The following is a 13,948-nucleotide window of genomic DNA, read 5'->3' as shown; positions in this document are numbered from 1 at the left end:
ACTAAGGAGGCTGCGATGGCCGAACGGAATGCGAAACTGGCTGCCCTCGATCCGGTCTGGTCGCGGATTTGCGACGAGGCGATTGAGGCTGTGCGCAATGAGCCGCTTCTGGGCGCGCTTATTCATGCCGGGCTCTTGCATCACCCGACGTTGGAACGCGCGCTGGCTTATCGCTTTTCACTCAAGCTCGCCTCGGGCGAGATGAGCGAACAGATTCTGCGCGAAATCGCCGACGAGGCCTATCGGACCTCGCCGGAGCTGGGGCAATCGGCACGCGCCGATCTGGTCGCGGTGTTCGAGCGGGACCCAGCCTGCCATCGGCTTCTGCAACCGATCCTGTTCTTCAAGGGCTATCAGGCGCTTCAGGCCTACCGTATCGCGCATTGGCTCTGGAAACAGGGGCGCAAGGACATGTCCTATTTCATCCAGATGCGCACCTCGGAAATGTTCGGTGTCGATATTCACCCGGCCGCGCGCATCGGCAAAGGCGTGATGATCGACCACGCCCATTCCATCGTGATCGGTGAGACGGCGGTGGTTGGCGACAATGTCTCGATGCTGCATTCGGTGACTCTGGGTGGTACCGGCAAGGAAGAGGAAGACCGTCATCCCAAGATCGGCAATGGTGTGCTGATCGGGGCGGGGGCGAAGGTGCTTGGCAATATCAAGATTGGTGACAATACCCGGATCGCGGCTGGGTCTGTCGTGCTGAATGACGTGCCGTGCTGCAAGACCGTGGCGGGTGTTCCGGCAAAGATCGTGGGCGACGCGGGTTGCGACCAGCCCTCGACCGAAATGGACCAGACGCTGCGCAAGGGCTGCGGCGCATCTGAATAATCAAATGAAATCAAAAGGCGGGCCCGCGGTGTGAACCGGGGCCCGCCTTTTTAATTTCAGATTGGCGTCAGGCGCTCATCTGATCATAGGCCTCAAGCGCCTTCATCCCATACATCAGCGCGGGGCCGCCGCCCATCAGCACGCTGACGTTCACGGTTTCCTCAATCTCGGGGCGGGTCGCGCCCGCGGCGATGCAGGCCTGAATGTGGATGCCGATGCAGTAGGAGCATTGCCGCGCGATCCCGATCGCCAGCGCGATCAGCTCTTTTTCCTTGGTGCCCAGAGCGCCCGGCGCGAGCGAGGCGCCGTGCAGCGCGGCGAAACCTTGCTGGGTCGCACCCTGTTTGGCGGCATAATCGCCCATCTCGGCGCGGATGGTTTCGAGTTCAGATTTCCAGTCGTCCATGGCTTTGTCCTTTCCGTGACAATGCATCTGCAGCATCTATAGCAAATCCATGTGAAACTTCTTTGATCTGGTCTAAAGACGCATGAAAAAGCCCCCGATTAAGGGGGCTTTTCTGTGAGTGCTGAGTCTTTGGGCGATCTGGCCTCAGGCCAGCATCGTCAGCGGGTTCTCGAGGTTCTCGACGATCGCCTTGAGCAGCTCCGCCCCCAGCGCGCCGTCGATGACCCGGTGATCGACCGAGAGCGTCATCGACATCATCGTCGCCACGCCGATCGAGCCATCCTCTGTCACCACGGGCTTTTTCACGCCCGAGCCGACCGCGAGGATCGCGCCATGGGGCGGGTTGATGACGGCGTCGAAATTGTCGATGCCGAACATGCCGAGGTTCGAGATCGCGAAGCTGCCGCCCTGATATTCATGCGGCGCAAGCTTGCGGTCACGGGCCCGCTTGGCGAGGTCTTTCATCTCGCTCGAGAGCTTAGAAAGCGACTTGCTCTCGGCATCTTGCAGCACCGGCGTGAACAGCCCGCCTTCGATCGCGACGGCCACCGCCACATCCGAGGCCTTCATCTTCAGAACCCGATCGCCCGCCCAGACGGCATTGGCATTCGGCACCGCCTGCAGCGCCAGCGCGCAGGCCTTGATGATGAAATCGTTCACCGACAGCTTCACGCCGCGCCCTTCGAGCTGCTTGTTCAGGTCGCTGCGGAACGCCATCAGATTGTCGAGCGCAACTTCGCGCCGCAGGTAGAAATGCGGGATCGTCTGCTTGGCCTCGGTGAGGCGCGCGGCAATCGTCTTGCGCATCCCGTCAAGCGTAATTTCCTCGTAGCTGCGGCCCTCGTAAAGCCGCGCGACCGAGGCTGCCGAGGGCGCCTGAGGAGCCGGAGTCGCAGCGGGGGCCGCCGCCAGGGCGGGCGCTGCCGCTGCCGGAGCAGCCGCAGGTTTCGCGCCGTCCACATCGGCCTTCACGATCCGACCTTTCGGGCCAGAGCCCTTGACGCCGGCAAGGTCAATGCCCTTTTCGGCGGCGATGCGCCGTGCGAGCGGTGAGGCGAAAACGCGTTTCCCGTCAGCGGCTTGCGGTGCGGCAGGTGCCGGTGCGGCCGCTGCTGCGGGGGCAGGCGCAGCCGTGGGGGCCGGGGCGGGTGCTGCCGCCGTAGGCGCGGAGACGACTGCCGCCGAGGCATCCTCGCCCTCTTCCAGAAGCACCGCGATCGGCGTGTTCACCTTGACCCCCGAGGCGCCAGCCTCGATCAGGATCTTGCCGATCACACCTTCGTCGACGGCTTCGAACTCCATCGTCGCCTTGTCGGTCTCGATCTCGGCCAGAATGTCGCCCGCCGAGACGGTATCGCCCTCTTTCACCAGCCATTTCGCCAGCGTGCCTTCCTCCATCGTGGGGGACAGCGCGGGCATCAGAATTTCGGTTGCCATGGTCTCTCTCCCTTAGCGATAGGTCACGGATTTGACGGCGGCCACCACCTCGTCCGAGGTGATCAGCGCCAGCTTCTCGAGGTTCGCCGCATAGGGCATCGGCACGTCCTTGCCGGTGCAGTTGATGACCGGCGCATCGAGATAATCGAAGGCGCGCTCCATGATCACGGCGCTCAGGTGGTTGCCGATCGAAGCGACCGGGAAGCCCTCTTCGACGGTGACGCAACGGTTGGTCTTCATCACCGAGGCGATCACCGTGTCATAGTCGATCGGGCGCAGCGTACGCAGGTCGATCACCTCGGCCGAGATCCCCTCGGCGGCGAGCTTGTCGGCGGCCTCCAGCGCATGCGCCATACCGATGCCGAAGCTGACGATGGTCACATCCGAACCCTCGCGCCAGATCTTGGCCTTGCCGAAGGGGATGGTGAAATCGTCGAGCACCGGCACCTCGAACGAGCGCCCGTAGAGGATCTCGTTTTCCAGGAAAATAACCGGGTTCGGGTCGCGGATCGCCTGTTTCAGCAGGCCTTTCGCATCGGCTGCCGAATAGGGCATGACCACTTTCAGGCCCGGGATCTGCGCGTACCACGCCGCGTAATCCTGCGAGTGCTGCGCGCCCACGCGCGCCGCCGCGCCATTCGGGCCGCGGAACACGATCGGGCAGCCCATCTGGCCCCCCGACATGTACAGCGTCTTGGCGGCCGAGTTGATGATGTGGTCGATCGCCTGCATCGCGAAGTTGAAGGTCATGAATTCGACGATCGGCTTCAGTCCGCCAAAGGCCGAGCCCACCGCGATCCCGGCGAAACCATATTCGGTGATCGGCGTGTCAATCACGCGCTTGGCGCCGAACTCGTCCAGAAGGCCCTGGCTGATCTTGTAGGCGCCCTGGTATTCGCCGACTTCCTCACCCATCAGATAGACGCCCGCGTCGCCGCGCATCTCTTCGGCCATCGCCTCGCGCAGCGCCTCACGGACCGTCATGGTCTTCATTTCGGTGCCTTCGGGCCAGTCGGGCGAAGTGTCGCGCGCGGGCATTTCGGGCGCTGCCGCCGCAGCCGGGGCCGCAGCTTCGACCGGGGCAGGGGCCTCAGCTGCGGGCGCGGCCGCAGCCGGAACCGCATCGGCGCTTTCGCCTTCTTCGACCATGATCGCGATCGGGGTGTTCACTTTCACCCCCGCCGAGCCTTCCGGCACCAGGATGCGGCCAAGGATGCCTTCATCCACCGCCTCGAATTCCATCGTCGCCTTGTCGGTCTCGATCTCGGCGATAATATCGCCCGCAGCGATCGTATCGCCTTCTTTTTTAAGCCATTTCGCCAGCGTGCCTTCCTCCATGGTCGGCGACAGGGCGGGCATCAGAATTTCGGTAGCCATCGGTTGTTCCCCCTCAGCCCTTGACGCTTTCGGCGTAAATATCGGTCCAGAGCTCTTCCAGCGGCGGCTCCGGGCTTTCCTTGGCGAATTCGGCGGATTCGTTGACGATCGCCTTGATCTCGCGGTCGATCGACTTGAGGTCATCCTCGGTGGCGTGCTTGCCGGTCAGCAGCAGGTCGCGCACATGTTCGATCGCGTCGCGCTCTTCGCGCATCTTCTGCACCTCTTCGCGGGTGCGGTATTTCGCCGGGTCCGACATCGAGTGGCCACGGTAGCGATAGGTCTTCACCTCGAGGATGTAGGGGCCTTCGCCCGCGCGGCAATGCGCCACCGCGCGCTCGCCCGCATCCTTGACCGCCAGCACGTCCATGCCGTCGACCACCTCGCCCGGAATGCCAAAGGCCTCGCCGCGCGTGTAGAGATCGGGGGTCGAGGTCGAGCGCTTCTGCGCCGTGCCCATGGCATATTGGTTGTTCTCGATCACGAAGATCACCGGCAGCTTCCACAGCGCCGCCATGTTGAAGGTCTCGTAGATCTGGCCCTGGTTCGCCGCGCCATCGCCGAAATAGGCAAAGGTCACGCGGCCGTTCTCAAGGTATTTGTCGGCGAAGGCGAGGCCCGCGCCCAGCGGCACCTGCGCGCCGACGATGCCATGGCCGCCGTAGAAATGCTTCTCTTTCGAGAACATGTGCATCGAGCCGCCCTTGCCTTTGGAATAGCCGCCGATGCGCCCGGTCAGTTCCGCCATCACACCCTTGGCGTCCATCCCGCAGGCCAGCATGTGGCCGTGGTCGCGATAGGAGGTGATGCGCTTGTCGCCCTCTTCGGCGGCGGCTTCGAGCCCGACCACCACGGCCTCCTGGCCAATATAGAGGTGACAGAAGCCGCCGATCAGGCCCATGCCGTAAAGCTGGCCGGCCTTTTCCTCGAAACGCCGGATCAGCAGCATGTCGCGGTAATAGGACAGCAGGTCTTCTCCGGAAATATTGGGTTTGGCGGCAGGCTGTTTCGCCTCGCCCTTACGCGGTGTCATGGGGTGTTCCTCCCGAAACAAACGGATAGTTCAACGTTAAACTAGTTATTAGCGCATTGCGCGCGCCGTTGCAATCATTCCTGCTGACGTGGCGTCGGCGCAGGCCAAATCTCGCCGGAAGCGCGTTTTGCGCCCAGCGTGAGACAGGAATTTCGGGAAGGATCAGCGGATGACGATCTCGTCGCTGCGCATCGTGCCAAGCACGTCGCGGGCGCGTTCATCGAGCAGGTCGAGATCGAGATAGGCATCCGAGAGCCGATGCGTGAGGTTTGCCATACGCTCGACTTCGCTGCGCAGCGCATCGCGCTCGCGGGTCATCTCGACGATCTCGGCCTCGATCTGGACGCGGCGAAAGATGCCCGAGCCGCCCTGGATCGCCGACATGGCGAAATAGGCGCAGGCCAGCATCGCGCCCAGCACGGCGACCATCGTACGAAGATCCAGACGTTTACTCATGCTCTCACTGCCTCGGATGCGCCTCTGACGGGCGTTTCGGGGATCATGCCACAGGTGATTCGCAAAGGGAATCCCCCGCGCGGGGGCTGTGGCGGATTTCTTCTGGCGCAACGCAAAACGCCCGCCAAAGCGGCGGGCGCCAGCGTGATATCGGGCCGATCAGCCGGCGATCGAGGCCGCGTAGATCGACTGGATCGCAGCGCCCAGCATCGTGTCGAATTCCGCATCCGACTGCTGCGCGCTCAGCCCCTCGGTCAGCGCGCGCGAGAACGAGGCAATCATGCCGGTGTTCTTGGCCAGCATCGCGTTCGCGTCGTCGCGCGAATAACCGCCCGAGAGCGCCACGACCTTCATCACGCGCGGATGGTCGACCAGCGGCTTGTAGAAATTCGGCTCGGCGGGCAGCGTGAGCTTCAGCATCACTTGCTTGTCGGCGGGCAGCTTGTCGAGCTCGGCCAGAAGGGCCGCGCGCAGGATCGCCTCGGCCCCGGCCTTGTCGGCGATGGAAATCGTCACCTCGGGCTCGATGATCGGCACGAGCCCATGCGAAAGAACCTGATTGCCCAGCTCGAACTGCTGCGCGACGACGGCCTTGATGCCCTCTTCATTCGCGGCCGAGATCACCGAGCGCTCCTTGGTGCCGAAGATGCCCGCCTTCGCAGCGCGCTCCAAAAGCGCATCGAGCCCCGGGATCGGCTTCAGCATCTGGCAGCCGTTGACCTCGTCGGCGAGGCCCTTGTCGATCTTGAGGAAGGGCACGACGCCGCGCTGTTCCCAAAGGTAGGTCGCGGTCGGGATGCCGTCGATCGCGCGGTCCATCGTCTGCTCGAACAGGATCGCGCCGATCACTTTGTCACCGGTGAAGGCGGGCGATTTGATGATCCGGCCGCGCATCTGGTGGATCAGGTCGAACATCTCGGTTTCGTTCGAATAGGCGTCTTCGGTGATGCCATAGAGGCGCAGCGCCTTCGGCGTCGAGCCGCCCGACTGGTCGAGCGCGGCGATGAAGCCCGCACCTTTTTGCATCTGTTCGGTCTGCTTGGCGTTCGACATCTTCGGTCCCCCGGAATGGAATTGGTTTCGGCCTCGGGCCGTCGCCCCCGCAGATAGCGACTCGGACGCGGCGGTGCAATTCTGGTGGCGCTAACGCGCGTGGCGCTCAGCGCTTTTCCGCGGCGCCGCGCGGGCAGGGTGCTAAGAAAAAGGGCGAACCCGATGGTCCGCCCCGATTTCGTTCCACCAGTTGCCCGTGGCTCAGTCGTCCTGATCCAGCGCCGCCACGCCCGGCAATTCCTTGCCTTCCATCCATTCGAGGAAGGCCCCGCCCGCGGTCGAGATATAGGAGAACTTCGCCGCAGCCCCCGACTTGTTCAGCGCCGCGACCGTGTCGCCACCGCCCGCGACCGAAGTCAGCCCGCCCGCTTCGGTCAGCTCCGCCGCCCGCGCCGCCGCCGCATTGGTCGCGGTATCAAACGGCGCGATTTCAAAGGCGCCCAGCGGGCCGTTCCAGATCAGGGTCTTCGAGGCCTCGAAGACGCGGATGATCTCGGCCACGGCATCGGGCCCGGCATCAAGGATCATCGCGTCGGACGGGCAGGCGGTCGCGGCGACCACTTCGTTCTCGGCCCCCGCCTTGAACTCGCGCGCAACCACCACATCCGAGGGCAGCACGATCCGGCAGCCTGCCGCCTCGGCCTTGCCGAGGATTTCGCGCGCGGTCTCGGCCATGTCATGCTCGGCCAGCGACTTGCCGATGTCGATGCCCTGCGCGACGAGGAAGGTATTCGCCATCCCGCCGCCGATCACGAGGTTGTCGACCTTGGCCACGAGATTGCCCAGCAGGTCGAGCTTGGTCGAGACCTTGGCGCCGCCCACGACCGCCGTCACCGGGCGTGCGGGGTTGCCAAGCGCCGCCTCCAGCGCCTTGAGTTCGGCTTCCATCAGGCGCCCGGCCGCCGAGGGCAGCAGATGCGCCACGCCTTCGGTCGAGCTATGCGCACGGTGCGCCGCCGAGAAGGCATCATTCACGTAAACCTCGCCCAGAGCCGCCAGCGAGGCCGACATCTGCGGGTCATTCTTTTCCTCGCCCGCATGGAAGCGGGTGTTCTCCAGCAAGAGCACCTCGCCCTCGGCCAGCGCCGCGACCGCACGCTTGGCGGGGCCACCGATGCAATCCTCGGCGAAGCGCACCGGGCAACCCATCGCCGCTTCCAGCGCCGGAACCAGAGGGCGCAGGCTCATCTCGGGGACGACCTTGCCCTTGGGGCGGCCGAAATGCGCCAGCAGAACCGGCTTGCCGCCTTGCGCCATGATGAACTTGACGGTGGGGGCGATCTTTTCGATCCGCGTCGCATCGGTCACCACGCCGTTTTCCACCGGCACGTTGATATCGACGCGCACAAGCACCACCTTGCCCGCCAGATCCATCTCGTCGAGCGTTTTCCAAGCCATCGTCAATCTCCAGGTTTCGCAAGGTGGGGGCCGTGGTCGCACGGCGGGTGCAAATTGCCCCGAAGGGGCGCGGGCGTCAACGTCTCGTGATCCGTTTCACCTTCCCATTGCCCGCGCGCTTGCCTAAAGTCCCTCCAAATTCCGAGGAGACCATTCATGGCCGAAATCAAAGACCCCGAGAATACCATCATCATCGAGCTGAGGGACGGCCCCGTCGTCATCGAGCTGCTGACCGACATCGCCCCCGGTCATTGCGAGCGGATGAAACAGCTCGCCCGCGACGGCGCCTATGACAACGTCGCCTTCCACCGCGTGATCGAGGGCTTCATGGCCCAGACCGGCGACGTGGAAAACGCCAATATGGAAAAAGACTACAACCCGCGCCGCGCCGGCACGGGCGGGTCGCAATACCCCGACCTCAAGGCGGAATTCTCCGGAATCCCCCATGATCGCGGCACCTTGGGCGCGGCGCGCTCGATGAATCCGCATTCGGCGAATTCGCAATTCTTCATCAACTTCGCCGACAACCACTTCCTGAACCGCCAGTACACCGTCTACGGTCGGGTGATCTCGGGGATGGAGCATGTCGACAAGATCGCGCGCGGCGAGCCGCCGGCGAGCCCCGACCGCATGATCTCGGTGAAGGTGGCTGCTGATGCGTAAGCTTCTCGCTTCCGTCCTCCTCGCCTCGCTTGCCACCGGCGCCTTCGCCGAAGGCTCTGGCGTGCCCGACACCGCCGGTCCGAACCTCGTTCTGGAAATCGGCGGGCAGGTCTCGGGCAAGGTCGTGATCGACCTGCTGCCCGATGTCGCACCCAAACATGTCGAGCGGATGATCCAGCTTGCCAAGGATGGCGCCTATGACGGCGTGATCTTCCACCGCGTGATCGAGGGCTTCATGGCCCAGACCGGCGACGTGCGCTTCGGCAAACGCGGCGGCGATACCACGATGGCGGGCGTTGGTGGTTCGGATTACCCCGACCTGCCGCTCGAAGCCTCGAACCGCAGCTTCCAGCGCGGCATGGTCGGCATGGCGCGCGCCGCCGATCCGAACTCGGCCAACTCGCAATTCTTCATCATGACCGACCCGGCGACCTCGCTCGACGGGCAGTACACGCTGTTCGGCCATGTCGTCGAAGGGCTTGAGGTCGTCGACCAGATCAAGAAGGGCTCGCCCTACGCCAATGGTGTGGTCAGCGAAGACCCCGATTACATCGTCTCGGCCACGGTCGAGGAATAAGGGGCAGGGGGGCGCTGCCCCCTTCGGCGCTCGCGCGCCTCACCCCCCGGAGTATTTCGGGCTCGATGAAAGCCAAAGGGCGCCCCAGTTTCCCGCGGGCGCCCTTCTTCATTTTGCCGGAAATATCCCGGGGTCCGGGGCGGCGCCCCGGAAGCTCAGCCCAGTTCCACCAACGCGTGGCGTTTCTTGCCTGCGCTCAGCTTCACCGGCGGGTCGAAATCGGCTGCGGTGAACATGCGGCCCGCGTCGGTGCAGGTCTCGTCATTCACCTTCAGCCCGCCCTCGGCGATCAGGCGTTTGCCGTCCTTGCCGGATTTCGCCAGCCCCGAGCGCACCACCAGCTGCGCGAGGCTGATACCCTCACCCAGCTCGTCCGCGCCCAGCGTGAGCGTCGGCAGGTCCTCGCCCACGCCGCCCTTTTCAAACACCTCGCGCGCGGTGGCCTCGGCGGCCTCGGCTGCGGCGCGGCCATGGCAAAGCGCGGTGACCTCATTGGCGAGGATGATCTTGGCGGCGTTGATCTCGGAGCCCTCAAGCGCGCCGAGCCGGTCGCATTCGTCGACGGGCAGCTCGGTATAGAGCTTGAGGAAGCGGCCGACATCGGCGTCGGTGGTGTTGCGCCAGAACTGCCAGAACTCGTAGGGGCTCAGCATGTCCTCATTGAGCCAGATCGCGCCGTTTTGCGACTTGCCCATCTTCTTGCCGTCCGAGGTGGTCAGCAGCGGCGAGGTCAGGCCGTAGATCTCCTGGTCGAGCACGCGGCGCGTCAGGTCGATCCCGTTGACGATATTGCCCCACTGGTCCGAGCCGCCCATCTGCAGCAGGCAGCCATAGCGGCGGTTCAGTTCGAGGAAGTCATAGGCCTGCAGGATCATGTAGTTGAATTCGAGGAAGCTGAGCGATTGCTCGCGGTCAAGCCGCGACTTCACCGATTCAAACGACAGCATCCGGTTCACGCTGAAATGGCGCCCGATGTCGCGCAGGAAATCGAGGTAGTTCAGCCCGTCGAGCCATTCGGCATTGTTCAGCATCAGGGCGCCCGAGGGCCCCTCGGCATAGTCGATGTATTTCGCAAACACCTTCTTGATGCCCGCGATATTGTCGTCGATCTGCTCGGTCGTCAGCAGCGGGCGCTCATCGGCGCGAAAGCTCGGGTCGCCCACCTTGGTGGTGCCCCCGCCCATCAGCGTGATCGGCTTGTGGCCGGTCTTCTGCAGCCAACGCAGCATCATGATCTGGATCAGCGAGCCGACATGCAGCGATTTTGCCGTCGCGTCAAAGCCGATATAGCCCGGCACGGTGCCCTTGACCAAAGCCTCGTCCAGCCCCTGATAATCGGTGCAGTCGGCCAGAAAGCCCCGCTCGATCATCACGCGCATGAAGTCTGATTTCGGATGGTAGGTCATCGTGCTTGTCCCTCTCTTGCGCGCATGTCTATATCGGTCAGGCAGGGCGAGGGGAAGCCATGACGAAGCTGAAAACGCAATGGGCCTTGGGGACGATGTCGGGCACGTCGCTCGATGGCGTGGACGCGGCTTTCCTGCGCGGCGACGGGCGGCGGATCGAGGGCTTCGGCCCGACCGGCTATCGCCCCTACACCGAGGCCGAGCGCGCGGTGCTGCGTGCGGCGCTCGGGCGCTGGCCGGGTGAGCCGGGCGTGGCCGAGGCCGCCGAGGTCGTCGAGACCGCCCATGCCGAGCTTCTGGCCCGGATGATCGCCGATCACCCCGACTGCGCGCCCGAGGTGATCGGGTTTCACGGCCAGACGCTGGCGCACGACCCGCTCGGTCTGCAAGGCGCGCCGCGCACGCATCAGGCAGGGGACGGGGCGGTGCTGGCGGAATGCCTCGGTGTTCCGGTGGTCTGGGATTTCCGCTCGTCCGACGTGATGCTGGGCGGGCAGGGCGCGCCGCTCGCGCCCTATTTCCACTTTGCCTGCGCGCAATATGCCGGGATGGTGGCGCCGGTCGCGTTGCTGAACCTTGGCGGCGTCGGCAATGTCACCTGGCTCGATCCGCGCGCCGAAGAGCCCGAGCAGGCGGGCGCGATCCTCGCCTTCGATACCGGCCCCGCGAATGCGCCGCTGAACGATCTGATGGCCGCGCGCCTTGGCATGGCCTGCGACGAAGGCGGTGATCTGGCGCTGCAAGGCAGGGCGGATGCGGCGGTCGTCGCAGGCTTCCTGACCCATCCCTATTTTCTGAAAATGCCGCCCAAGTCTTTGGACCGGAACGATTTCCATGGCATCCTCGACGCCGTCGCCGATCTGTCCGATGCCGATGCGGCGGCGACGCTTACGGCCTGCGCCGCGGCGGCTGTCGAGCGCGGTGCCGAGCATTTCCCGACCCTGCCAGAGGCGATCTATGTCGCGGGCGGCGGGCGGCTCAATGCCGCGCTGATGGTGGAACTCGCGCGCCGGTTTTCCTGCCGGGTCGAGCCGATCGAGGATCTGGGCCTCGATGGCGACATGCTCGAAGCGCAGGCCTTTGCCCATCTCGCGCTGCGCGTGGCGCAGGGCCTGCCGACCTCAGGGCCCGCGACCACGGGCGTTGCCGCGCAGGTAGGCGGCGGCCGGCTCAGCCAGCCGGGCTAAGGCTGCGCTCGCGCCAGGCCACCGCCAGCATCGCGATCACCGCGCCCGCGCCGTTGAACACAAGGTCGAGCGCGGTGTTGAAATAGCCGCCCACGCCCGTGTCCTCGACCATCACCACCGCCGAGAACTCGATGATCTCGTTCACCGCGCCCAGCCCCATCGCGGCGAGCGCGGGGTAGGTGTAACTGGTCCAGGTGCCGCGCACGGTCGGGAAATGGCGCACCAAGAGGTGCCAAAGCACCCAGGCCGTCACCCCGAAGCCAAAGCCATGCACGACCTGGTCATATTTCAGAATCGTCATCTCGCCTTGCCCGTCCGAGATGATCGGGATCAGCTGCACGCCGTAAAGCACGCTCTCGCCCACCGGCACGCCGCCCCCCGCCATATGCAGGAACCCCCAGCCCGAGAGCGCCCAGAGCATCGCCGGCGGATACTCGGCCGAGCGCAGGCTCGATCCGATCAGCCCGATCAGGATCAGCATGGTGACGATATAGACGACAAACTCCATGTTGCCGATGGCGAGGAACCAGGCGGAAAACCCGATCACGTAAAGCGCAGTGAATATCCCGATCTGCTTTTCGGCGGGGGTGATATGGCTTGGGAGCGGCATGGCAAACCTCCGGGGCTTTTCCCCAAGATGGGCGCTTTGGCCCGCCGCGCAACCCCGCGCTTTCATCGAGCCGCAAATACTCCCCGCGCGGAGCGCATGAAAAAGGGGGCCCGAAGGCCCCCTCTGATCCGCTCTGTGCCGCGATCACTTCAGGATCGAGCGGCCCGCATATTCCGCCGAAGCGCCCAGCATTTCCTCGATGCGGATCAGCTGGTTGTATTTCGCCAGCCGGTCCGACCGCGCCAGCGAGCCGGTCTTGATCTGGCCGCAGTTGGTGGCAACCGCGAGGTCCGCGATGGTCGCGTCCTCGGTCTCGCCCGAGCGGTGCGACATCACGTTGGTGTAGCGTGCGCGATGCGCCATCTCGACCGCCTGCAGCGTCTCGGTCAGCGAGCCGATCTGGTTCACCTTGACCAGCATCGAGTTGGCGACGCCCGCCTTGATGCCCTCGGCCAGACGCTTGGGGTTGGTCACGAACAGGTCGTCACCGACCAGCTGAACCTTGTCGCCCAGTTTCTCGGTCAGGATCTTCCAGCCCGCCCAGTCGTCTTCCGACATGCCGTCCTCGATCGAGATGATCGGGTATTGCGCGCAGAGCTTGGCGAGGTATTCGGCGTTTTCTTCCGAGGTCAGGCTCAGGCCCTCGCCCTTCATCTCGTATTTGCCGTTCTTGAAATACTCGGTCGAGGCGCAGTCGAGCGCGAGATAGATATCCTCGCCCGGCTTGTAGCCCGCTTTCTCGATCGAGCTCAGGATCAGGTCCAGCGCCGCGGTGGTCGAGGCGATGTTCGGCGCAAAGCCGCCCTCGTCGCCAAGGCCGGTCGACAGGCCCTGCGCGGTCAGCTCTTTTTTCAGCGTGTGGAACACTTCCGAACCCATGCGCACCGCGTCGCGGATATTGCCCGCCGAGACCGGCATGATCATGAATTCCTGAATGTCGATCGGGTTGTCGGCATGCTCGCCGCCGTTGATGATGTTCATCATCGGCACCGGCAGGATGCGCGCCGAGGTGCCGCCGACGTAGCGATAAAGCGGCTGCGAGGTGTAATCGGCAGCGGCCTTGGCGCAGGCCAGCGACACGCCGAGGATCGCGTTCGCGCCCAGACGGCCCTTGTTCTCGGTGCCATCGAGCTCGATCATCGCGCGGTCGATCTCGACCTGCTCGGTGACATCCTCGCCCACGAGGTTCTCGGCGATCTCGCCATTCACGGCCATGACGGCATCGAGCACGCCCTTGCCCATGTAGCGCGACTTGTCGCCGTCGCGGCGCTCAACGGCCTCATGCGCGCCGGTCGAGGCGCCCGAGGGAACGGCGGCACGGCCCATGGTGCCGTCTTCGAGGATCACGTCCACCTCGACGGTCGGGTTGCCGCGGCTGTCGAGAATTTCGCGCGCGTGGATATCGATGATCGTGCTCATAATGTCCCCCGTCTGGGTCAAAGCTGCATTTTCGCGGCCTCTATAGACCGGCGCCTGCGCTGGGAAAAGGGCGGATCGCGTGCAAAAGC

14 protein-coding genes are annotated in these 13,948 nt (G+C 64.5%); 4 read left to right on the top strand and 10 right to left on the bottom strand.

All coding sequences use genetic code 11. The features are described from left to right. The first annotated feature begins 15 nt into the window (after window positions 1-15). Entirely contained in the window at window positions 16-837 is an 822-nt protein-coding gene (gene cysE / locus CLN94_RS11945) for a serine O-acetyltransferase (RefSeq protein WP_096434181.1), read from the top strand. 67 nt (window positions 838-904) lie between these two features. Here the strand turns inward: cysE and CLN94_RS11940 are convergent, their stop codons facing one another. The 7 genes from CLN94_RS11940 to CLN94_RS11910 form a co-directional block, all read right to left on the bottom strand. Further along, window positions 905-1,243, bottom strand: coding sequence for a carboxymuconolactone decarboxylase family protein (locus CLN94_RS11940; RefSeq protein ID WP_179300305.1), 339 nt, complete (start codon window positions 1,241-1,243; stop codon window positions 905-907). Between the two features lie 144 nt (window positions 1,244-1,387). Continuing rightward, window positions 1,388-2,680 (bottom strand): pyruvate dehydrogenase complex dihydrolipoamide acetyltransferase, encoded by a 1,293-nt coding sequence (locus CLN94_RS11935; protein WP_096434179.1) that lies wholly within the window; start codon window positions 2,678-2,680, stop codon window positions 1,388-1,390. A gap of 12 nt (window positions 2,681-2,692) precedes the next feature. Beyond that, complete coding sequence (locus tag CLN94_RS11930; RefSeq protein WP_096434178.1) at window positions 2,693-4,057, bottom strand: pyruvate dehydrogenase complex E1 component subunit beta; 1,365 nt, start codon at window positions 4,055-4,057, stop codon at window positions 2,693-2,695. A 13-nt stretch (window positions 4,058-4,070) separates the two neighbouring features. Continuing rightward, a complete protein-coding gene (pdhA, locus tag CLN94_RS11925; RefSeq protein ID WP_096434177.1) occupies window positions 4,071-5,090 on the bottom strand; it encodes a pyruvate dehydrogenase (acetyl-transferring) E1 component subunit alpha in 1,020 nt (339 codons plus the stop codon). A gap of 162 nt (window positions 5,091-5,252) precedes the next feature. After that, window positions 5,253-5,546: an FtsB family cell division protein gene (locus CLN94_RS11920; RefSeq protein ID WP_096434176.1), complete on the bottom strand. Its 294-nt coding sequence runs from the start codon at window positions 5,544-5,546 to the stop codon at window positions 5,253-5,255. Window positions 5,547-5,705: 159 nt separating this feature from the next. Then, the gene (locus CLN94_RS11915) at window positions 5,706-6,599 is read right to left on the bottom strand and encodes a fructose bisphosphate aldolase (protein WP_096434175.1); all 894 of its coding nucleotides are present in this window, start codon (window positions 6,597-6,599) and stop codon (window positions 5,706-5,708) included. Between the two features lie 201 nt (window positions 6,600-6,800). Beyond that, entirely contained in the window at window positions 6,801-7,997 is a 1,197-nt protein-coding gene (locus CLN94_RS11910; protein WP_096434174.1) for a phosphoglycerate kinase, read from the bottom strand. A 156-nt stretch (window positions 7,998-8,153) separates the two neighbouring features. On the opposite strand from CLN94_RS11910, the gene CLN94_RS11905 reads away from it, so the two are divergent. Both CLN94_RS11905 and CLN94_RS11900 read left to right on the top strand, forming a co-directional pair. Continuing rightward, window positions 8,154-8,660, top strand: coding sequence for a peptidylprolyl isomerase (locus CLN94_RS11905; RefSeq protein ID WP_096434173.1), 507 nt, complete (start codon window positions 8,154-8,156; stop codon window positions 8,658-8,660). Further along, a complete protein-coding gene (locus tag CLN94_RS11900) occupies window positions 8,653-9,237 on the top strand; it encodes a peptidylprolyl isomerase (protein ID WP_096434172.1) in 585 nt (194 codons plus the stop codon). The genes CLN94_RS11905 and CLN94_RS11900 overlap by 8 nt, the downstream gene beginning before the upstream one ends. A gap of 155 nt (window positions 9,238-9,392) precedes the next feature. Here CLN94_RS11900 and tyrS read toward each other — a convergent pair whose 3' ends face one another. Continuing rightward, the gene (gene tyrS / locus CLN94_RS11895; protein ID WP_096434171.1) at window positions 9,393-10,643 is read right to left on the bottom strand and encodes a tyrosine--tRNA ligase; all 1,251 of its coding nucleotides are present in this window, start codon (window positions 10,641-10,643) and stop codon (window positions 9,393-9,395) included. A gap of 59 nt (window positions 10,644-10,702) precedes the next feature. Here tyrS and CLN94_RS11890 point away from each other — a divergent pair, with 59 nt between their 5' ends. Next, entirely contained in the window at window positions 10,703-11,830 is a 1,128-nt protein-coding gene (locus CLN94_RS11890; RefSeq protein WP_096434170.1) for an anhydro-N-acetylmuramic acid kinase, read from the top strand. Here the strand turns inward: CLN94_RS11890 and CLN94_RS11885 are convergent. Continuing rightward, a complete protein-coding gene (locus tag CLN94_RS11885; RefSeq protein WP_096434169.1) occupies window positions 11,814-12,440 on the bottom strand; it encodes a DUF2238 domain-containing protein in 627 nt (208 codons plus the stop codon). The genes CLN94_RS11890 and CLN94_RS11885 overlap by 17 nt on opposite strands. Window positions 12,441-12,584: 144 nt before the next feature. Next, window positions 12,585-13,859 carry a phosphopyruvate hydratase gene (gene eno, locus CLN94_RS11880; protein ID WP_096434168.1) on the bottom strand — a complete coding sequence of 425 codons (1,275 nt, stop codon included), beginning with the start codon at window positions 13,857-13,859 and terminating at the stop codon, window positions 12,585-12,587. Window positions 13,860-13,948 lie beyond the last annotated feature (89 nt).

The sequence above is a fragment of the Pseudothioclava arenosa genome, assembly GCF_002358085.1.
In the GTDB taxonomy this organism is placed as follows: Bacteria; Pseudomonadota; Alphaproteobacteria; order Rhodobacterales; family Rhodobacteraceae; genus Pseudothioclava; species Pseudothioclava arenosa.
Note: the sequence above shows the minus strand (reverse complement) of the source record. Positions and strands in the feature narration are given on the sequence as shown.